Annotated in this window: 14 protein-coding genes; 9 read left to right on the top strand and 5 right to left on the bottom strand. The window is 47.2% G+C overall.

The genetic code is table 11. The features are described 5' to 3' along the window. Window positions 1–439 precede the first annotated feature (439 nt). Window positions 440–1,363 (top strand): cysteine synthase A, encoded by a 924-nt coding sequence (gene cysK, locus J2Z70_RS25330; RefSeq protein WP_209877793.1) that lies wholly within the window; start codon window positions 440–442, stop codon window positions 1,361–1,363. A gap of 19 nt (window positions 1,364–1,382) precedes the next feature. Beyond that, complete coding sequence (locus tag J2Z70_RS25325) at window positions 1,383–2,399, top strand: hypothetical protein (protein WP_209877791.1); 1,017 nt, start codon at window positions 1,383–1,385, stop codon at window positions 2,397–2,399. Window positions 2,400–2,428: 29 nt separating this feature from the next. Here the strand turns inward: J2Z70_RS25325 and J2Z70_RS25320 are convergent, their stop codons facing one another. From J2Z70_RS25320 to J2Z70_RS25305, 4 genes are all read right to left on the bottom strand, one after another. Further along, window positions 2,429–2,944, bottom strand: coding sequence for a VanZ family protein (locus J2Z70_RS25320; protein ID WP_281068268.1), 516 nt, complete (start codon window positions 2,942–2,944; stop codon window positions 2,429–2,431). Window positions 2,945–2,991: 47 nt separating this feature from the next. Beyond that, window positions 2,992–3,849 (bottom strand): M15 family metallopeptidase, encoded by an 858-nt coding sequence (locus tag J2Z70_RS25315; RefSeq protein WP_209877787.1) that lies wholly within the window; start codon window positions 3,847–3,849, stop codon window positions 2,992–2,994. A gap of 186 nt (window positions 3,850–4,035) precedes the next feature. Next, the gene (locus J2Z70_RS25310) at window positions 4,036–5,133 is read right to left on the bottom strand and encodes a sensor histidine kinase (protein WP_209877785.1); all 1,098 of its coding nucleotides are present in this window, start codon (window positions 5,131–5,133) and stop codon (window positions 4,036–4,038) included. After that, window positions 5,126–5,821 (bottom strand): response regulator transcription factor, encoded by a 696-nt coding sequence (locus J2Z70_RS25305; RefSeq protein ID WP_209877783.1) that lies wholly within the window; start codon window positions 5,819–5,821, stop codon window positions 5,126–5,128. The genes J2Z70_RS25310 and J2Z70_RS25305 overlap by 8 nt, the downstream gene beginning before the upstream one ends. A gap of 433 nt (window positions 5,822–6,254) precedes the next feature. Between J2Z70_RS25305 and J2Z70_RS25300 the strand changes: the two genes are divergently transcribed. The 3 genes from J2Z70_RS25300 to J2Z70_RS25290 all read left to right on the top strand — a co-directional run bounded on the left by J2Z70_RS25300 (window position 6,255) and on the right by J2Z70_RS25290 (window position 8,479). Continuing rightward, complete coding sequence (locus J2Z70_RS25300; RefSeq protein ID WP_209877781.1) at window positions 6,255–7,127, top strand: sensor histidine kinase; 873 nt, start codon at window positions 6,255–6,257, stop codon at window positions 7,125–7,127. Further along, window positions 7,096–7,761: a response regulator gene (locus J2Z70_RS25295; RefSeq protein WP_209877779.1), complete on the top strand. Its 666-nt coding sequence runs from the start codon at window positions 7,096–7,098 to the stop codon at window positions 7,759–7,761. Before J2Z70_RS25300 ends, J2Z70_RS25295 begins: the two co-directional genes overlap by 32 nt. Before the next feature lie 67 nt (window positions 7,762–7,828). Further along, window positions 7,829–8,479, top strand: coding sequence for a DUF1775 domain-containing protein (locus J2Z70_RS25290; protein WP_209877803.1), 651 nt, complete (start codon window positions 7,829–7,831; stop codon window positions 8,477–8,479). A gap of 123 nt (window positions 8,480–8,602) precedes the next feature. On the opposite strand, the gene J2Z70_RS25285 is transcribed toward J2Z70_RS25290, so the two are convergent. Then, a complete protein-coding gene (locus J2Z70_RS25285) occupies window positions 8,603–9,973 on the bottom strand; it encodes a GBS Bsp-like repeat-containing protein (protein ID WP_209877777.1) in 1,371 nt (456 codons plus the stop codon). 168 nt (window positions 9,974–10,141) lie between these two features. Between J2Z70_RS25285 and J2Z70_RS25280 the strand changes: the two genes are divergently transcribed. From J2Z70_RS25280 to J2Z70_RS25265, 4 genes are read left to right on the top strand one after another with little or no spacing between them, the layout of a single operon-like run. Then, on the top strand, window positions 10,142–11,572 hold the full coding sequence (locus tag J2Z70_RS25280) for an FG-GAP-like repeat-containing protein (protein WP_209877776.1): 1,431 nt from the start codon (window positions 10,142–10,144) through the stop codon (window positions 11,570–11,572). A gap of 59 nt (window positions 11,573–11,631) precedes the next feature. Next, the gene (locus tag J2Z70_RS25275) at window positions 11,632–13,473 is read left to right on the top strand and encodes a discoidin domain-containing protein (RefSeq protein ID WP_209877774.1); all 1,842 of its coding nucleotides are present in this window, start codon (window positions 11,632–11,634) and stop codon (window positions 13,471–13,473) included. Between the two features lie 49 nt (window positions 13,474–13,522). Continuing rightward, window positions 13,523–15,139 carry an RHS repeat domain-containing protein gene (locus J2Z70_RS25270; RefSeq protein WP_209877772.1) on the top strand — a complete coding sequence of 539 codons (1,617 nt, stop codon included), beginning with the start codon at window positions 13,523–13,525 and terminating at the stop codon, window positions 15,137–15,139. Window positions 15,140–15,174: 35 nt separating this feature from the next. After that, window positions 15,175–20,706, top strand: a complete 5,532-nt coding sequence (locus J2Z70_RS25265) for an RHS repeat-associated core domain-containing protein (RefSeq protein WP_209877770.1) — start codon at window positions 15,175–15,177, stop codon at window positions 20,704–20,706. Window positions 20,707–20,716: the final 10 nt, after the last annotated feature.

Raw genomic sequence — 20,716 nt, 5'->3', positions numbered from 1 at the left:
AAAGACGACGTCCATTCGGAGGACCGAATAGCGTCGTCTTTTTGATACGTTTTTTTACTTTTTCTAAGAACGGCTAGTTTTTCAGGAGCCTCGTGTGTCCGGGAGGCGTTTTTTTTGCTTTCTCATCCCGCCCGGCCATAGGAAATCATGCATCTTTTGCAACAAATCAGTCTCTTCATAGCACCCAAAAAGGAAATCCTGCACAAATTACAACAATGTGGACTCAGACTTCCCGATCTGCTGATTATTCCTGCAAAATGTGCAACAATCGGGGATCAGAGCTACTCGGCGGCTGGAAATCCTGCACAATGTACAACACTGCAAGTCACAGGACCGATCGTGGCTGCAATTCTTTAAAATCGACAAATGCTATCCCGTAACTATACAATGGGTGTTATATCGTGCATAGGACAAGGACCGAAACAAAGGAGGCACACCCATGACGAAGCGGGTAGTCAATAATATTACAGAGCTGATTGGCGGCACGCCGGTTGTACGCTTGAACCGGGTAACCGGACCGGAGGACGCGGAGCTGTATGTGAAGCTGGAGATGTTCAATCCCAGCGGCAGCGTCAAGGACCGGGCGGCTTATAATCTGATCCGGCAGGCGGAGCTGGACGGACGGCTACGGCCGGGCGGGACGATTATCGAGCCGACCAGCGGGAATACCGGGATTGGGCTGGCAATGAACGCGGCAGCGAAGGGGTATAAGGCGATCCTGATCATGCCGGATAATATGACGAAGGAACGGATCAATATCCTGAAGGCCTACGGGGCAGAGGTGGTGCTGACTCCGGCGGCGGAGCGGATGCCCGGCGCGATTGCCAAGGCGGTGGAGCTGGGACGGGAGATCCCCGGCAGCTTCATCCCGCAGCAATTCGAGAATCAGGCGAACCCGGACATTCACCGCACCACCACCGCGCCGGAGATTCTGGAGCAGATGGAGGGGCGGCTGGATGTCTTCGTTGCCACTTCCGGGACAGGCGGCACCATTACCGGAACCGGAGAGACGCTGCGCGCACGATTGCCGGAGCTGCGGGTGGTTGTCGTGGAGCCGCAGGGTTCGCCGGTGCTGTCCGGCGGCCAGCCAGGGCCCCATAAGCTGGTGGGGACCAGCCCTGGCTTCGTGCCGGCAATTCTGAATACCGGCATTTACGATGAGATCGTGCAGGTATCCGATGAGGATGCCTTGGAGATGGTAAGAGAACTGGCCCGTACCGAGGGGATTCTGCTCGGACCTTCCGGAGGAGCCGCAGTCTGGACGGCCTTGCAGGAGTCACGGCGCCTGGGACGGGGCAAGCGGGTGTTATGTATCGCGCCGGATACCGGAGAACGTTACCTCAGCATGGGGATTTTCGACTAAATCATATTGGAGGACCGTTATGAATCAAGCGAAGCACAGTTTCCGGCACGGGGTAAGAGCGGCCGGAAGTCTTATTTTTGCAGCAGCCATAGTCTTTAGCCTGACCGGGTGTGCCCGAACGAATAGCAATGACGCTGCCAGCAGTGCAGCAGCATCGGCCGGGCCGTCTACCGGCAGTCCATCGCCAGCTGCTCAGCAGACGGATAGCCCGCCAAGTGCGGTTCCGACAGCATCATCGTCAGCTACGGCTTGTCCAGCCCCGGCTGCCTTGCTCGACCCTGCCAAGCTGCAGCCAGTCTTCGGATTCGCGAGTGAGACCGGGAGTCATATCATGGTCACCAGGGAAGAGGAGGGCGCCGGGGAGCAGATGAAGTCCCTGAACACTGCCATCGGGAACGGAGGCCAGGTGCTGGCTGTGAAGCTGGAGAAATGGCAGACGGGTAACGAGAACAACAACGGACGGGAGCTGGCGAATAATATTCCGAATCTGTCCGGGTATCTGTTCAAGGTAGAGGGTGACGCAGCGATGCGGGATGAGACCTATGTTCTGGTTGATTCTGCGGTCTTTCCGCAGGCAGCCTTGCTGGAGCTTCAGCCCGCTGACCCGGCAGGCCCGCAGCTTGCAGCAGGTGATCCGCTTCGTAAGAGTGTAGAAACTGCCAAAGGGCGGAAGATCCAGGCAGCCTGGAAGCTGGCCGGGCTTGGCCCGGACAGACAGCTCTATCTGGTGCAATTTGTAAGACAAGATAAGGATATGCTGTTTAGCCTTGTGCTGGAGGAAGACGGGAATCTAAGCTTCAAGGACTATCCTGCGGAGATTACGGATAATGAATATTCAGTCTGGCGTGTCGATGACGGCGGTGAGGTGAACCCGCAGATGTTCTCCCTGCTATTCGCGGCACAATCGGCAGAGGGACTACTGCTTGGGCTGAACTGGTGGGGAGCGGAGGGTGTGAACAGCTTTTTCCTGAAGCAGGAAGGCAATGGCTTCACAGAGCTAGCCATCGAATATGGCCGCTATATCTCTCCCTTGTGAGCAGGGCGAACGGACAGCAGGGCTCCCCGTTACTTCTGGGTGACGGAGGAGCCTTGTCTGCCTGACATATAGATCGTCATCATCGGACGGATCAGCATGTATCCCAGTATCCCGCCGAAGGTGTTCAACAGCAGATCATCCACATCAAACGTTCCAATATAGAAGACGGCTTGCGAGCATTCCAGCACCGCGCTTAACGCGAAGGACCACAGCAGGACACCGGTGAAGGAGCCGCTGCCTTTTCCATTCGGGTTGAGCAGCACCAGGAAGATGCCATAAGGGATAAACAAGGCGATATTTCCCAAGAAATTAACGACGGTGCTAGTGCTGATATGGTGATAGGTATTGGATAAGGTGGCCAACGGAACCAGATTTCCAGTCTGCAGACTGGCGGCTATGTTTCCAGCTCCGTGCTGAAGTTGCTGCCATAGAAACGGGAGATCCATCGACCCGAATTTGAACAAAATGATTTTAAACAAAATATACACGTAGACGGTAAACAGTACCTGCAAACCGTACTTTGTCTGCTTGTGTGCCTGATTCATTTTACATCACCGCTTTCTGTAGATTGTACTGTTATATGGGTTAGTCGTTAAGGATAGACCGTCATAATCACACCGTTCATATTGTCGCCGGAGAACTCAACGTGCTGGGCGTCAGGGGTAGGAACAGGAGTGTTCCCGTTAATTTCGATATAGGAGATCTGATATTCAACCCCGTTAACGGTAGTGGCAATCGACTTCTGCTCCTTTAGGAATTCAAGATATTCTTCAAGCGTGAAGTTCTTGTCGCGCATAATCACACTGTGCGGAATTCCTACATAACGGAAATGCCAGGGCTCATACTTGATGCCGGTGATGTCTGTTTTATCCTCAGGATAGCGCAGAATGAAGCCGTAATCCCATGCATGCTCACGCAGCCACTGCCCTTCAGGGGCATGGCTCATGGCCATTTGGGAGGAGCCGATGTCTAGCGACAAGCCCAGGTTATGCTCGCTGTATCCGGGTGGAAGAGCGTAGTCGGCCCCTCTTTCATCGTATAGCTGCTGCTGCTTGTCATTGTCCCTATATCCGCTGCTGATCAGGAAGCTGTTGATGTCCTCCCCGGCTGCAGCATGTACCATCTCTGTGAATTTCTCCGCGACTTGCCTGGAGAGCAGCGTTTTGTGATCCAGCAGCAGGTAGCCGGAAGTCAGCTCCTCATGATCGAGCAGACGGACGATGTCCTGGCTGACTCCTGTATCGTGAACGGGGTAATCCTTGTTGACCAGCAGCAGGTTCCCCTGATAAATTTGGCCCTTCGGGATCACTGTCAGAGTCTTCGAACCATTATCTGCAGAGACTCGTACCGTCTTAATATTCAGGTCTGCCTTGGCATCCTCTTTATCCCTGGACATCCACTCATACCCGATCAGCAAGGCAATCACAATTAACAATAACCATTTCTTCATGTTCTCGTCCTCCTTGTTTCAATGACTTAAGCATAGAGGAGTGTGTTTAAATAGAAGTGGGGGAAAGATAAAGTTTTTCTTAAAAGATAAAACTAAAGCCGTTTCCACCTGAAACGCGCGGTTGAGATGCCAAATGAAAAAACCGTCCTTCTAAAAGGACGGCAACACTGCTATAGCTGGATCAGACTAGTGGATCAGACCCGGCAGACGGACCTCGAAGAGCGTGCGGATCGTGTCACTCTGTACGGAGATCGTCCCCTGATGCTGCTCGACGATATTTTTGGCAATGAACAATCCCAGCCCGGTACTGCCTTCCTGATGGGTCCGTGCCCGGTCACCTGTATAGAACATATCGAACAGAAAAGGCAGGTCCTCTGCCGGAATCCTATCTCCGTAGTTCATGACCTGGACAACGATGGTCTCACCCTCCGGATAGCAGCGGACATCGACATAACGGCCGTCTTTGCCGTAACGCACCGCATTGGTCAGCAGGTTCTCGAACACCCGGGCCAGCAGTTCCCCGTCTCCGGTAATTTTGAGCTGCGGAGTGACCTGGGTGCGGGCAGTCAGCCCGTTGTTCTCCAGCAGAGGATACAATTCCTCGTTCAGCTGGACCAGCAGCTCGCTCAGATCCAGGGGGCGCTGCTCCACGGTAAGCATGCCGTAGTTCATACGGGTAATCTCGAATAGCTCGTCGATCAGCTTTTCCAGCCGCTGTGATTTGGTGTAGGCAATCGTGGTGTAATGTTTCACTTGTTCAGCGGTTAACTCCCCGTCCTTCAGCACCAGATCCAGGTAGCCGAGCACAGAGGTCAGCGGAGTCCGCAGATCATGAGCCAGATTCAGCACCAGCTTGTCCTTGCTGTTCTCCGCGAAGTCCCCGCGTTCCACCGCTTCTTCGAGTTTGTCTTTGGCCTGGTTAAGATCAGCGGCGATATCCTCGAACTCATCGTTAGAATTAATTTGAATCCGGCTTTTGAAATCCCCGTTAGCCAGCAGGCGGATATGGTGCGAGATTTCTTTGAAATAGCGGGCGTACGGCTTGGTGAACAGGAAGAAGAACAGCAGCGCCAGCGGGATGAAGAAGATCAGGAAGAAATTCAGGTCGCCGAAATCGGCAATCAGATAACGGAAGCGGGTCAGCTTGTCTTCATACTTCACCTGAGAGGTATAATACATTTGCAGGCTTTTGTAGAGTACAAAGGTAATAGCACCGGAGCAAATCATGCTGAGTACCAGCAGCGATATCATTTTGAAGCGGAAGCTGCGGACAAGTTTAGCCATTGAACGTGTACCCTACTCCCCAGATCGTTTTGATCCATGTATTTTTATTCTGGTCTTCGCCGAGCTTTTTGCGCAGGGTGCGGATATGGACCATCACGGTGTTCCCGCCTTCATAATAAGCCTCACCCCAGATTTGCTGAAAAAGCTGCTCGGCGCTGAATACTTTCTTCGGGTAGCTGGCGAGCAAATACAGGATATCGAATTCCTTCGGCGTCAGCTCCACGGGATGTCCGTATAAGGTTACGGAACGGCGGTCCGGATCAACAATCAGTCCCCCGGCTTCCACCACGGCCTTCTGCTCGGTAACCGGCTGGTTCAGCTTCATGGAACGTCTGAGCTGCGCATTCACTCTGGCTACTAGCTCCATGGGATTGAAGGGCTTGGTCATATAATCGTCGGCGCCGATGACAAGTCCGGTGATTTTATCCAGATCCGAAGTCTTCGCGCTCACAAAAATAATCGGCAGCCCATGCTGCTCCCGGATCTGCCGGGTCACCTCATACCCGTCCAGCCCGGGCATCATAATATCCAGAATCGCCAGGTCGATATGCCTGGACTGGATGACCTGCACTGCTGCCGGGCCGTTTGTAACCTTTATGGGGTGGTAGCCTTCTTTTTCCAAATGCAGTCCGATCAGATCGGCAATCTCGGGATCATCGTCGGCGATTAGAATCGTAATCCGTTTCATTTCAATATCTCTCCTGTAGTGTCAGTATGAATGTATTCTTGATTAAATGTCATTCCTAGTGTAACCTATCGGATATTGTTTCGCTAACTGTTATGATAGGACGACTATATAAGAAACACTTAAGATTTTTGAACTTGAAGCTTCATCGTCACTGCGGTGAACATTTGGACTTCCGGCCGCTGTTGTCCCCAGATTTCTTGATTTATTCCGCTGCTCGCGGTGGAAATCCGGTGAAAAAGGCGGTCGCTACCGCTCCTACAGTTCCAAATTTCCCCTCCGTTTCTTTTGCTTTTTGTTAATTTCTTTAGTGCTTCTTATTTAATATTTTAAATACTTAATTCTGTAACATATGTGGACGGGTATAGCCCGAAAGAGTCATGCCGGAGATCACCCGGAAATGGTAAAATAACGAACAGAAATTAGGGAGGGAACTGTGACGTATACCCGAATTAAAGTGCTTATTCTGCTGATTCCAACGGTCATGGTGGGTATCTGGGAGTGGGTGAGACATCAGTTCCTGATGCCGTACATCTCTATGGACACAGGCAACTTCTTAACACCTGTATTGGTATTTCTCTTCAGTATTATTCTGCTGCTGCCGCTCTTTCGCCTCATGGAGCGCAATCAGCGGGAGCTGGAGCAGGAGCGGGCGGCAACCGGAGCGATGGAAGCACGGGAGGCACTGGCAAAAGAGCTGCATGACGGCATGGCCCAGTCCCTGTTCCTGCTCTCTGTACGGATCGACCGGCTGGAGCACGGCCGCAAGGATGGCGGCATCAGCGCGGACAGTGTGGATCAGATCAAGAAGACCGTTCACGAGGTTAACCGTTATGTACGTCAGGCCATTGCCAATTTGAAGGTGCCGTTGAGCGGCGCGGAGAGCTTCTCGCTGGAGCGTTCTATCCATGAGCAGCTGGCGGCAATAGCCGGAGAAGTCATGATCGAGGTATCGCTGGACTGGCATCTGGAAGAGCGGGCGCTGACAGCGGCGGAACAGGCAGAGCTGTTGTCCTGCATTCGTGAAGCGATTATTAATGTGCGTAAGCACACACGTGCGGGCAGGGTGTCCGTATCAGGTCAAGGGAATGAGCACGGCTGGCGTGTAACCGTTGCAGATGACGGTGCGGGGATTGAGCATGATGATCCTTTTGCGGTGAGCGGCAGCTATGGCCTGCAGATTATGAGGGAACGGTCCCGCAGTATGGGCTGGGCGCTTAGGCTTCACTCAGGAGCGGACGGAACCACTGTAGAAATTGTAAAAGGGGGTGCGCAGGATGGAACGCTGCCGGGTGCTGATCGTCGATGACCATGCGCATGCACGCGAAGCGATGACCGAGATTGTGGGGCTGGATGAACGGTTTGAAGTGATCGGTGCGGTGGCCAGCGGAGCGGAGGCGATCGTCTGGACCGGGCAATGGATGCCCGACCTGATCCTGATCGATATCGAAATGCCGGGAATGGACGGTCTGGAGACCACGCGGCGCATTAAGCTGGAATATCCGTATGTCCGGATTGTGATCGTCACCGTGTCGGATGAGATCTCTTATCTGTTCGAAGCGCTGAAGCAGGGAGCGCAGGGGTATCTCCTGAAGAACCTGGCTCCGTCTACCTGGATCGAATATTTGCTGGCGATTGTAAGCGAAGAGGTTCCGCTGAGCCGGGAGCTGGCGTTCCAGATTCTGAAGGAGTTCGCCGTCACCTCTGTCAAGGAGGAGCGGGAGGCATTAACGGCTCGGGAGAAGGAGATACTGGGCTGTGTATCCTCCGGGTCTACCAATAAGGAGATTGCCGCCACCCTCGGGATCTCCGAGCATACGGTTAAGAATCACCTGAAGAACATTCTGCAGAAGCTTCAGCTTCAGAACCGCACGCAGCTCACAAGGTACGCCCTGGAGCAGGGGTTGGCTTCGCGGGAGCGGGATTTTCCGGGGAAGAGATAGAGCTTAAGATAGCGTAGACAGGCCCAATATCCATTATTAGAGAATAGGGGAGATTTCATTGAATAGAATGTTTCGCAAAATAGCAGCATTGGCCGCACCGGCAGCCGCCGCACTACTGTTGTTCGCAGCCGTGGCGAGTGCCCACGTAACCGTTAGTCCAGCCCAGTCCAGCACGGGGGCCTGGGAGACGTATACCCTGAAAGTGCCGTCTGAAAAAGAAAGCGCCACCGTGCAGGTGGATCTGCGGATGCCGGCAGGCGCGGAATTCAAGCAATATGAAGCCACTCCCGGCTGGGAGGTAACGGTTGAGGGGAATAAAGTGAGCTGGATTGCCAAGGATGGCGGAATTCAGGCCGGACAGTTCCAGCGCTTCTACTTCACGGCCAAGAACCCCGACTCCGCAGGCAATATCGCCTGGGATGCCTATCAACACTATGCCGATGGCAGCCTGGTGCAATGGTCCGGCGAACCCGGCTCGGAATCCCCGCATTCCATCACCGCCATCGCTGAAGCCTCCGGCAGCGCCGATGGCGGCCACGGCCACGGTGCCGCAGACATGTCCGGCAGCGGCACCATGACCATGGACGAGCATCAGGCCATTGTGGAGAAGGAAGGCGCCAGCACCGGCACCTCGCCGATGGTTTACATTACCCTCGGCATCTCGCTGGTCTCCTTCCTGCTGGCAGCGATCGCTTTGCTTCGGGGCCGCACGGAGTAGGCTGGACGTAAGTGGCGGGTTGACTTGTATGGAAGAACCCCGCAGCAGATGTGAAATCTGCTGCGGGGTTGTTTGTGGTTGGTAGTAAGTGCTGTTTATCCAATGGCTGCTCAGATGAGAATATCATTTGATTACAATGGTTTTAACACCTATTCCAGAGCTATTTCCAAATGGGTCAGTGGTATAGATGTGAGTTATATAAGTGCCAGTCTCGTAATTGTGATCACTGAGAGGAATGGTAATCTTCCATGTTCCTGGTGATACTTTTTGTCCTCCGCTTTGTTTTATATCATCTTGACCATGTAACTCGGTCCAAGTATAGAAGGTAAGTTTAGAAATATCTTCACGTACGTTTTTTATTGTTATTTCGTATGAACCAGCCCTTGAGCTAACTGTATCTGGAATGATAATCGTATTGGTTTTAACAATGGTGGTAATCCCTCCAAAATACACACCATCAACCCAGACATCGTTATAGTACAACCCGGACTCATTATTATGCTTGTTCAAAGGAACGACAGCTTTCCAAATGCCATCGGAGACTTTCTCACCGGCTACCCAAGGAGAGGCTAGATCGTCATTACCATTGAAAGCCGTCCAAGTGGGGAAGGAAACATTTTTGGCGTCCTTTTTGACTCCATAGGCGTAGACTTCATACGAACTATCCAATAGATATACCTCAGAGGGAGCAATTACAGAGGAATGGACTTGAGTCTGAACACCGATTCCAGTGCTATTTCCGTATAAGTCAGTTGTATAGATATGGGTAGTATATATACCTGTCTCGAAAAAATGATCACTTAACGGAACCGTCATTTTCCATACTCCTGGCGATACTTTCTGCCCTTTATTTTGCTTCAAATCATCCTGACCATTGGCTTCAGTCCAAGTGTAGAAGGTCATATTAGTTATTGCTTCACTTACTCCTTCAACGATAATATCATAGGCTCCATCCTTAAAATTCACCTTATCTGGAAGTGTAACCTTATTTCTTTTTACAACTGTAGTGGTTCCTCCAAAATATACACCATCAACCCAGACATCATTGTAGTACAATCCAGACTCCTGATTATGCTTGCTAAAAGGAACGACAGCTTTCCAAATACCATCCGAAACTTTTTCACCGGCTACCCAGGGAGAAGCTAAGTCATCATTACCATTAAAAGCCGTCCAAGTAGGAAAGGTAACGTTTTTGGCTTCCTTTTTAACCCCATAGGCGTATACCTCATAGGAGCTATCTAATAAAGTCGCTTCTGCGGGTGCTTGAACTACAGGTGTTTTAAGTTTGCTTTTAGAGGTGAGATTACCATTCATGTCATGTTTATAAATAATGACCGTTCCATCATCATAAGTCACACTGCTGAGCTGTCCCGTAGAACCTTTGTAATTATACTGAACTGCTAAAGACACGTCGTTGTCCCATATCAAAAAAAGAAGCATTCCCAACACAAACATAATAAATTTTGAACAATATTTATTTACGATTACACCCATTCCTCTTAATCCCCCTAAATAAATTCTTAGAGGATTATAGCCTTTTCGGCAATCTCTGTAAATTAAAGAAGTCTCCATTCTGATAATGTGACTAAAACAGTACGCAATCGACAATATAAGTTTTATTTCGACAAAATACAACCGTTTAAATGTGCGGAGCGGTAAATTATGATGAGTGAGGAAGTCAATCAATTAAAGAAAGGACTTAAAACTAACATGAATTTCAAAAAATACAAAAATTTTTTTCTGGCCATCATCACTATACTTTGTTCAAGTAGTATCAGTACAATTTCTTCTGCAGCCGGAACCACCAATCTAAATAAACATATTGGTTACCACCCATGGAGCTGGAGCACAACTAGCCGTATGATCGATGACAATAGTCAAATGTGGTTCGAGGATGTGAACGGGGATGGCAAGAAGGATCTGATCTCCAAAGGTGAGGCAGGGGCGTGGAATGCTGGAGTTGTCTATGTTGCTTTAAGCACCGGAACTGGATTTCAGCCATGGACGTGGAATTCCGGCACCCGTATGATCGATGACCATAGCTCGATGTGGTTCGCTGATGTGAACGGGGATGGTAAGGCAGATCTTATCACTAAAGGGGAACCAGGGGCGTGGAATGCGGGGGTTGTGTACGTTTCTTTGAGTACTGGGAACGGCTACCAGCCTTGGACCTGGAACTCTGGCATTCGGATGCTTGATGATCATAGTCCATTATGGATTGAGGATGTCAACGGAGATGGCAGGGCAGATCTAATCTCAGTCGGACAGGCAGGTGCCTGGAATGAGGGATACATATACGTGTCATTAAGCACGGGTTCGGGTTATCAGCCTTGGACCTGGACGTCCTCAATCAAAATGCTCAATCCCCTAGATACAGCTTGTTTTGCAGATGTGAATGGCGATGGTAAAGCAGATTTGATCGCAAAAGGGCATCCGGGCGCAATCAATGCTGGTCAGATGTATGTCTCTTTAAGCACCGGGAGCGGTTATAATCCATGGACCTGGACATCGGGGGTACGAATGGTTAATGACAACGATGTTCAGTGGTTTGCTGATGTCAATGGAGACGGCAAAGCCGATATGATCTCCAAAGGTCAGCCTGGCACAGCCAATGCTGGATATGTGTTCGTCTCATTAAGTAATGGAGCAGGCTATGCCTACTGGACATGGAACAGCGGCAAACGAATGATCGACGACAGCGGAACCATGTGGTTCACAGATATTAATGGCGATGGTAAGGCCGATATGATATCGGTTGGTAAAAATGTGGGATATAACGATGGCTGGTTGTATGCATCCTTGAGTACTGGAAGTGGCTATCCTTACTGGACCTGGAACTCTGGCAGTAGAATGATTGATAGTGATGATTTATGGTTCAGCGATGTGAGTGGCGACGGAAGAGGGGACTTGATCATTAAGGGAAGCGGCCGGGAAGCAGGTTTTGTACGCGTTGCAGTCAGTACGGATTTTAATCAACTTCAGCATGAGTATAATGCAGCAGGCCAGCTTCTGCGTACTATCCTGCCAGACGGATCAACAATCCAATATACATATGATAAGAACGGTAATTTACTGAAAGTGGAGAAGAAATGATTTATATCTTTTATCTCGATGGTTCAAAAAACCTAATTTAAGAGAGGATAGAGATTGAAATGAAAGGCTATAAAATAATGGGTTTGATGTTTTTAATTCTTATTTTAACCTCCATCTCTGTGAATGCTGAATCATCTAATAATCTTAACACGACAATCTATCATTATGATTCTGGGGGGAGCAGACTAGATTACACAATAGATTCAAACAACAATAGTTTCTATTATGTATATGACCGTAACGGGAATCTCAAACGAAAGATTGCTTCTACAGGATACACTGTTTTTACTTCTTCTAGTATAGAGGGCTGGGAGCCTTACAAACTTAGGGACAACAATTCGGCAACAGTATGGTCAAGTGTAAATAGAGGTAACGAAGGCGATATGGAATGGGTAGCTGCTGACCTAGGCAAAAGTGGTATTGTAGGCGGAGTCGAATTAACTCCAAGGGGGAAGCTGTCTTTTCCGGTAAACTTCAAAATACAGTCTAGTGACGACGCAGTGGCTTGGACAGATCTCCCTGGTCAGACCTACAGCAATTTTGTCAATGACGGTTCGACTCATTCTTTTCAGTTTGAAGCACCGGTAATTGCAAGATACATAAGAGTATATGCCACGAAGTTGGGAAAGGACGATAACGGACAATTTTATTTCCAGCTTGCTGAAATTAAGATTAAGCCTTCTACGGTTGCGACTTCATCCACAACTGGGGGGTGGCCTGCGTCCAGACTGGTAGATCAGAATGCTACAACAACCTGGTCAAGCATAGCGCGATATCCGGCTGAGAGTACAGAATGGATCGTCTTAGATTCTGGGAGCATACAGATGATAGGAGGAGTTGAGCTATATCCAAGAGGAACATTGGGATTTCCGGTAGATTTTAGAATACAGAGCAGTAGTGATGCTAAGTCTTGGACAGATATCCCGGGACAGGCCTACAGAGGTTATATCAACAATGGATCTGTACAAACATTCAACTTTGATGCTCCTGTCATTGACCGCTATGTAAGGGTTTATGCTACCAAGCTTGGAACGGATGACAATGGGGGATACTATTTTCAGCTTGCTGAGATTAAGGTCAATCTGTCAACTGTAGCAGTGTCTTCTGAAATAAACGGCTGGCCTGCGTCCAGACTCGTGGATCAGAATGCTACAACAACCTGGTCAAGTGTAGCGCGTTATCCAGCGTTGAGTACAGAGTGGATCATTGTAGATTCTGGGAGTATTCAGATGATAGGAGGAATTCATTTATATCCAAGGGGAACATTGGGCTTTCCGGTTGACTTTAAAATACAGAGCAGTAGCGATGCTAAGACTTGGACAGATATCCCGGGGCAGTCCTACACAGGATATGTCAACAATGGATCTGTTCAAACGTTCAACTTTGATGCTCCTGTTATTGACCGCTTTATAAGGGTATATGCTACCAAGCTTGGTACGGATGACAATGGAGGATACTATTTCCAGCTTGCTGAGATTAAGGTCAAATTGTCAACCGTATCTGTCTCTTCTGCACTGAATGGCTGGTCCGCATCAAGGCTGGTAGACCAAAACACTTCAACCATGTGGTCAAGTATTGCGCGCTATCCGTCAACAAGTACAGAGTGGGTAGCTGTAGATTCCGGTATGCTCCAAAAAATTGCTGGCATTCAACTGATTCCAAGAGCAACATTGGGTTTTCCGGTTGATTTTAAAATACAGAGCAGCATAGACGGTAAAGTTTGGACAGACGTAAAGGGACAGTCTTACACCGGCTATGTTAACAATGGGAATATTAAAACGTTCACCTTCAATGCTCCCATTTTGGCACGGTATGTACGTGTATATGCGACCAAACTGGGTACCGATGATAACGGAGGTTTTTATTTTCAACTTAGTGAGTTCGGGATCAATAAATCCTAATCATACAAGTACAAGAGTATCTAATTTAACCTAAGAATCGAGGAGTCTAATGCGAAAATCTTTATCTGCAAATCCATTTGTTTTTACAGTTGTTCTCTTAATGCTTTCTTTCACTATTTTGAATTCTGCGTCTGCCGCTACCTTCTACTATTATGATGCTAATGGTAGATTGGCACAAAAAAGTGAATTGACCGGAGAGACGGAACGCTACTTCTACGATAACAATGGAAATCTAGTATCTAAGAATTCTGGAGAACCGTATTTTGAATTGCAGACAGCCTTCGGTTCCAGACAGGGAGAGAACAACTGGTACTACCAGCTATGGGACGGAGTCCAGTACAAGGATATGACATGGGACCCGGTTGAATCAAGATGGAGAGGGGAACAAAACTGGAACATCGTCAGCAAGGAATGGATGCATCCGGATGGCAATGACGCCGTGCTTAAATGGGTTGCGCCTCAAACGGGTACCATACGTATCGCAGGAAGAGTAGCCAAACATCCGGTTAATCTGCAAGGGGATGGAGTTCGCGTAAAGATTATGAAGAACACCACACAAGTTTGGCCCTCAACAGGTTGGGAGAGTATACAAGGTGATGATGCGATCGGAGTGACAACGGACGTAAACATTAATGTGACCAATGGGGACTCTATCTATTTCATTGTTAATCAAAATGGAACCATAGGATATGATGCCACTCAATGGTCACCGTCAATTACATATATTGAAAAAGCTTCAACAGCATTTGGCTCTGAGCAGGGAAGGAACAACTGGTACTACCAATTATGGAACGGAATCCAGTATAAAGACATGACATGGGATTCGGTTGAATCAAGATGGAGAGGGGAGCAAATCTGGAATATTGTCAGTAAGGAGTGGATGCATCCGGATGGCAATGATGCTGTGCTTAAATGGGTTGCCCCCCAAACCGGTTCCATTCGTATCTCAGGGAGGGTAGCCAAACATCCGGTTAATCTGCAAGGGGATGGGGTTCGAGTGAAAATCTTGAAAAACAGTACACAAATCTGGCCCTCAGCAGGTTGGCAAAGTATAAAAGGCGATGATGCTATCGGAGTGACGGCGAACCTGAATATTAATGTGACAAAGGGGGACTCCCTCTATTTTGTTGTCAACCAGAATGGTGATCAGCTCTATGATGGGACTAAATGGAATCCGTCGATTGCCTATATTGAGAAGATGGCATCCGCATTTGGCCCTGAGCAGGGAAAGAACAACTGGTACTACCAACAATGGAATGGAACCCAGTATAAGGACATGACATGGGACCCGGCTGAATTAAGATGGAGAGGGGAACAAAACTGGAACATCGTCAGCAAGGATTGGATGCATCCAGAAGGTAATGATGCTGTGCTTAAATGGATTGTGCCCCAAACCGGTTCTATACGTATCGCAGGAAGGGTAGCCAAACACCCGGTTAACCTGCAAGGGGATGGAGTTCGTGTAAAGATAATGAAGAACAATACACAAGTGTGGCCTTCAAATGGCTGGCAAAGTATAAAAGGTGATGATGCCATAGGAGTGACAACAGACATTAATGTTAATGTGACAAAGGGAGACTCCATCTATTTTATCGTCAACCAAAATGGTAATTATGGGTACGATGCTACCAAATGGACTCCATCTATAAATTATACTTTGCAATAGTTTAATCAAATATATTACGACAGGAGAACTCATCCATGAGAACTAAATCGTCACTCAATCGCTGGTTGATTATTATTTTATCTATTTCCTTAGTATGGAGCTCATTTCCTCCCTTGCAAGGATCAGCATATGCTGAAGGGGCACAAAACTCACCTGCGGTTTCAAAAGTTGCTGCTGTTCCCACACCTTCTGCTACACCAAGTCCAGAGTTTTCTAAAAGACCTGAACCTCAGCCAACTGCACCTTCAGTAGATTTCAAAGAGCGGACTGATTTCTCCTACAAGCAGACGGTTTCCGAGGCTTCCGTCATGAAAGATGTATATTTAACAGAAGACGGAAATCCTACTCCCCCTAAACCTTTTAACATCTTAGAAGAGGAGCCAGAGCTTCGCCTGCTCGCTCTTCATTATAGTGAGCAGTTTGGAAGCATCCAAGAACCTTATTTGAGTACAGAGATTGTCGAAGAACTTGCTGCAGACGGTGCTCGTATCAAAGATATGTACGCGATAGCTTTTTTACAAGATCTATTAGATATGCCTCCTCTGAAGCTTTGGGAAGAACAACAACTGAAATCAATGTCTTGGGTTGAGCTTGAAGCCAGTTTAACAACGAAGATGTCAGGTTCATCCAGTTCAAAAACTGTAACAGAAGACGTATATCCAATAGAATCTGGTACGTTCTCCTTACATAGAGAGCGTGCAAGTATTATCGATGCGGTATATAACGAGACAGATTCGGATCTTCCTCAGCGTGTTCTATATAAACTAAACCAGAATATTGCAAGTCTACTTAATGGCAATGGAATGAAAGTGATTAATCAGACCTTTAAAGAACAATATTCTGATCATTACGAAACCAATGAAGCAATCGATCCGGCTACAGGAACCTTAACCTGGAAAAGTAATCAACTCTCACTTCCTGGACGTGATGGCCTTGACTTGAATCTGGGGGTCGTATACAGTTCCAATCAAGCCAGTCCTTATCTTCCTAATGCCACCAATGAGTATGGAACTCCTGTGAATACCAGGGAAATTTATGAATATAATCTGAGGCGAAATCAGTTGGGACTGGGATGGTCCTTCCGAATTCCCTATGTTGATACGGACAATAGTCAAATCTATTATCATGATGGGGAAGGAGGAGTCTATGAACTTAGGCAAACAAATGAATTTGGAGCAGATGGATACAGTCTTCTGAATTTAAAAGATTATCAAAAAGGAGACGCTAAAGTATATTATTCTTCGCAGAATGAAGAACTCTATGTCGAACGTTCGGATCATTCACGAGAATACTATACGATGCGTGATACTTGGCCGAGTAACTACGGAGAGTTATACCAAAAAGTAGATCGATTTGGAAATAAGATAACTTATGAATACGGTATGTTAGAGGGAACGAATGGAGAACGGGCACTTAAAAAAATAACGGATACGATCGGACGGACCCTGGAATTTGACTATGTATACTCGACACCTACAAAACCAGTTTTAGAGTCTCTTATTGTTACGGTGAAAGATCCGAGCCAACGTGCCGTGCAAAGGATCACGTATACGCAAGATAATCTATTCATGTCCTCAACTGGAGAAATGCTTTCAGCCCTATCGAAAATTGATATAGAAGGGAAAGTCGTCACAGAATTTAATTATCAGGGGGCCATGTATAATTTTGATTATTATCATCGTAGCATTCCGTCCATGTATTCGACGTATACAGCCAATCTTATTTTAACAAAAGTAAAGTATAATTCTACCTCTGAGACCGTGTATGTACCGGAGAAAGCGGTGCATAATCTTGGGAATGAAGGCTTAATCGAGCAAAGCCGAATTATGAGCCGGTATGATGTGATTTTAAAACAAAATGGCGTGCAAGAAATTAACAATAGAATCAATTATGAATATAATGGGGATTATTCGGGTTTTCCGACATTACTAGTGGAAAAAGGAAACGAAATGGTACTTCCTGATGGATATACCTTTTCCAGTGCGGCCATTCAATTAGACAAATCCGGACAACAAATCGAGAAAGTGACAACCGCATATAATCATGAACGGCAAATGGTATCAGTGGATGAAACAATTCTTGCGGGAGCAAATGCAGGAGAACGCAAGGTGGAACGATACACAGGATTCCAACCCAATTTCAAGTATACCCCTACTTCTATAGAGCAGCTAGAGTATCAAGGAGATGCGGATCCCAATCCCAATCAACTATTTACAGACATAAGCTATGATGCTCTAGGGTATGTAACTTCTCAAACGGTTCCATTGAATGTGGTACAACGAAATGATGTGGCTCTAAAAGAAAAGTACACGACTCGTTATACCTATGATCCGAGCTTTCATTTTATCGCTTCGCAGTCTAGGTATCAAAATGAGAGTGATTCCGTTCCAAAAAGCCAAACGTATAGTTACACTGCTCAAGGCAGATTACAAAATACGATGAATCCGTTGGGTGAAGCGACAGAGTATGTCTATGAGAACGCAGGGGATGGATCGGGTAGCCTCCATAAGATGACTGCTATTCTTAAGACAGCGGGGGGCATGATAGCCCGTAAAACCGCAACGACTTTTGGAGCAGAAACCGGGTATGCTTACCCAACAAAGCAAGAGGATTATATTGATATTGGTCAACCGGCTCAGCAAATCATAAGCAAAACAATGGGGTATGATCTGGGTTTGGGCAAGCTTGTTCGTGAAACGGATGGGAATAATCAAACTAGAAGTTATGTTTATGATGAGCTAGGCAGATTGTTGAAGATTACGAAACCCAATTATACGAATACTAACGGAATAAGCTACAGTGAGACGGAAGAGTATAAATACACAAATAATCAAGTCTCTACAAACTATGATGCTGTCAATGCCGGAACGAAAAGTTTCGTTGTTGACACCATTCACAGTGTGACCCAAACCTCTAATGGAAACACTGTCAAGACGTACGGTATTGTGTTTTACAATGGACTGGGACAAGCTCTGCTCGAAGAACGATATGATCCTAATGTAGAAAGGTATACCCAAACGCAATACCATTATGATGAATGGAGCCGGCCGGTATATTCCATCGATCCCGCGGGAAATACGCTTACCGCCAGCTATGATGGCTGGGGCCGTCAGAACCGTGCCAACAATGCCAATGATGATCAGATGATCAGCGACTACAATTTCAAAACGCGTACCAGCACTAGTTATATTAAGGATCATACTAACGAAGAAAAGCTGAATTACGTAGAGCAGAGCTATGATCCTTGGGGGAACAAGCTGTCAGCGGCTACCTACAAGGATTGGCCAACAAATCAGCAACGGATCGCCGAATCATATCGGTACGATATTATGGGGAATGTTACAGGGTATACTGACCCTAATCACAATCTGAATGAAGATGGGGTAACTACCTCCTTTGCGTATGATGCTTTAGGCCGGTTAATCAGCCTGAAGGATGCCTTGAACCAGACAACGAACTACAGCTATGACGGGAACGGCCAAGTAACCAAGGTTACGATTCAAGCCAAAGGTGGTACTCCGCAAACCTTGAACACCAAGGCCTATAACGAACTGGGGCTGCCTAGCATCAAGCAGGATGGTGCCTCGCAGAGTGAGAGCTACACGTATAATAATCTGGGGCAATTGGCCGCCAAAACCGACCGTAACGGCAGTTCATTCGGGTATGTATATGACGAAAGCGGTCAGCTGAAAACAAGCACGATTCGAGGAAATATTAATAATGTAACGCAAACACAGGAAACCAAAATGATTTACGGCGATGGTAGCTCGGATAAACAAACGGTCATCGCCTTTATGAATGGGGTACAGACCGCTTCACATACCCAAACCCAGAATAGTCTGGGGCAGTTACGCAGTTTATATTCACAGTCGGGTGCACATACCGCATGGATTGGTAACAAACTCGATGTCTTAGGGCGAATGAAACAGATTACAGACAACTATATGGGGTTCTCTGCAAATTACCAATACCAGAAGGAACGGCTGGACAAAGTTCAGACGAATGGAAGCTCGACCTTAAATAGCGACCCTTCTGTAAATGCCCAGTACAGTTATTATGCGAATAATCAGATTCACCGGATTGTCTATCCGACACTGACGGATGGAAGCCAGTTAATAACCACATATACGTACAACAAAGCACTCGGCTGGACGGAATCGATGGAAAATACTAAGGGAAGCGGAAGCCTGTCCAGTTACAACTATAGCTATGACAACAACGGGAACCGGATCTCTGTAAGCGAATCACGCAACGGAGCCGCTGCTCAAAAAACGAATTACAGCTACGACGCGCTGAACCGGCTGATCTCCATCAGCCGCCCGAACGGTGGCCAAACGACGTATACGTATGATGTACGGGGCAATCGTCTAACGTTGTCCGATACGAGTACCGTAAGCCTGGATTCTGCGGATACCAGCTACACCTATGATCTGCAAAATACTTTAACGAGTGTGACCAAAGGCGGAGCCAGCACCAGCTTCCAGTACTATGCAGATGGAATGCGGTCTATGAAAACCAAAGGTAATACCCAGACCCAGGTGAACTACAACTTCCAGGGTCAAGTCATCTCGGAAGAGAAACTCGTCAATGGTGATTTTGTAGAGCAAGCGAATTTTGTACGCGGCGATCGGGTATTGGTGAAGAAGGACAAGAACGTCAAGGACAACACTGTCAAAGACTATTATTACCTGTACAATGGACATGGTGATGTGGTACAGATCGTAGATACCACAGGTAAGGTTGTTAACAACTATGTGTATGATGAGTGGGGGAATATCGCCAGCCAAGATGAGAAAACGTCTAATTCCTTCAAATATACTGGAGAGGTGTATGACGAGGAGACCGGACTGTATTACCTGCGTGCCCGCTACTATGATCCGAGCATGGGGCGGTTTTTAAATGAGGATACGTATGAGGGGCAGATTGATAATCCTTTGAGTCAAAACCTTTATACGTATGTGGGGAATAATCCTTTGATTCGGAAAGATCCTACAGGTCATGACTGGTTAGATAAACTCTCTGGTTTCTTAAATGGTGTTTCGGATGATCTCACCTTTGGTCTATGGACCTATGCTTGGGACAAAGTGTACACAGAAAGAGATGCTGATTATTATAAAGGTTATAATACTTACTCAAAAAATTTCACTCCCCAAACTAAAGAACAAGAACTAGCATTGTTTGCATTAATGCAATCGCATGGCTTTAGTAAGATGAAAGCTTCTCAAGTCATGGATGAGGTAATGGGTGATGTCAAGTTTAAGTTCATAATTTATGATGCAAAGCATTTTGCCAAAAAAAATGTTACTTGGAAAAATGTTGTTGAGTCAACGAAAAGTGGACCTGCAAAATTTAAGTACGGGACAAATGTTGAGAAACTTGAAAGAGAGGCATTGAAACAAGGTGTCTTTGTTAATAATGGAAAGCCTTGGGTTGTGTATGAATTTGATGATATTATTGGTGCTAAAAGTGGTATAGAAACTCCTTATATTAGGGTGGAAATAAGTCCAGATGGAACTATTCATAGTCATCCAATAACACCACAAGAGTATAAAAAGTATATAAAATAAGGAGAATGGC

Origin of the sequence: Paenibacillus silagei (genome assembly GCF_017874735.1) — a bacterium.
GTDB lineage: Bacteria > Bacillota > Bacilli > Paenibacillales > Paenibacillaceae > Paenibacillus_AQ > Paenibacillus_AQ silagei.
Note: the sequence above shows the minus strand (reverse complement) of the source record. Positions and strands in the feature narration are given on the sequence as shown.

Excerpts from the sequence above, each read along its gene's own strand:
- cysK (WP_209877793.1), top strand. The coding sequence starts at position 440 with ATGACGAAGCGGGTAGTCAATAATATTACAGAGCTGATTGGCGGCACG.
- J2Z70_RS25265 (WP_209877770.1), top strand. The coding sequence starts at position 15,175 with ATGAGAACTAAATCGTCACTCAATCGCTGGTTGATTATTATTTTATCT.
- J2Z70_RS25270 (WP_209877772.1), top strand. The coding sequence starts at position 13,523 with ATGCGAAAATCTTTATCTGCAAATCCATTTGTTTTTACAGTTGTTCTC.
- J2Z70_RS25315 (WP_209877787.1), bottom strand. The coding sequence starts at position 3,849 with ATGAAGAAATGGTTATTGTTAATTGTGATTGCCTTGCTGATCGGGTAT.
- J2Z70_RS25275 (WP_209877774.1), top strand. The coding sequence starts at position 11,632 with ATGAAAGGCTATAAAATAATGGGTTTGATGTTTTTAATTCTTATTTTA.
- J2Z70_RS25290 (WP_209877803.1), top strand. The coding sequence starts at position 7,829 with ATGTTTCGCAAAATAGCAGCATTGGCCGCACCGGCAGCCGCCGCACTA.
- J2Z70_RS25280 (WP_209877776.1), top strand. The coding sequence starts at position 10,142 with ATGATGAGTGAGGAAGTCAATCAATTAAAGAAAGGACTTAAAACTAAC.
- J2Z70_RS25310 (WP_209877785.1), bottom strand. The coding sequence starts at position 5,133 with ATGGCTAAACTTGTCCGCAGCTTCCGCTTCAAAATGATATCGCTGCTG.
- J2Z70_RS25320 (WP_281068268.1), bottom strand. The coding sequence starts at position 2,944 with ATGAATCAGGCACACAAGCAGACAAAGTACGGTTTGCAGGTACTGTTT.
- J2Z70_RS25285 (WP_209877777.1), bottom strand. The coding sequence starts at position 9,973 with ATGGGTGTAATCGTAAATAAATATTGTTCAAAATTTATTATGTTTGTG.
- J2Z70_RS25295 (WP_209877779.1), top strand. The coding sequence starts at position 7,096 with ATGGAACGCTGCCGGGTGCTGATCGTCGATGACCATGCGCATGCACGC.
- J2Z70_RS25325 (WP_209877791.1), top strand. The coding sequence starts at position 1,383 with ATGAATCAAGCGAAGCACAGTTTCCGGCACGGGGTAAGAGCGGCCGGA.
- J2Z70_RS25305 (WP_209877783.1), bottom strand. The coding sequence starts at position 5,821 with ATGAAACGGATTACGATTCTAATCGCCGACGATGATCCCGAGATTGCC.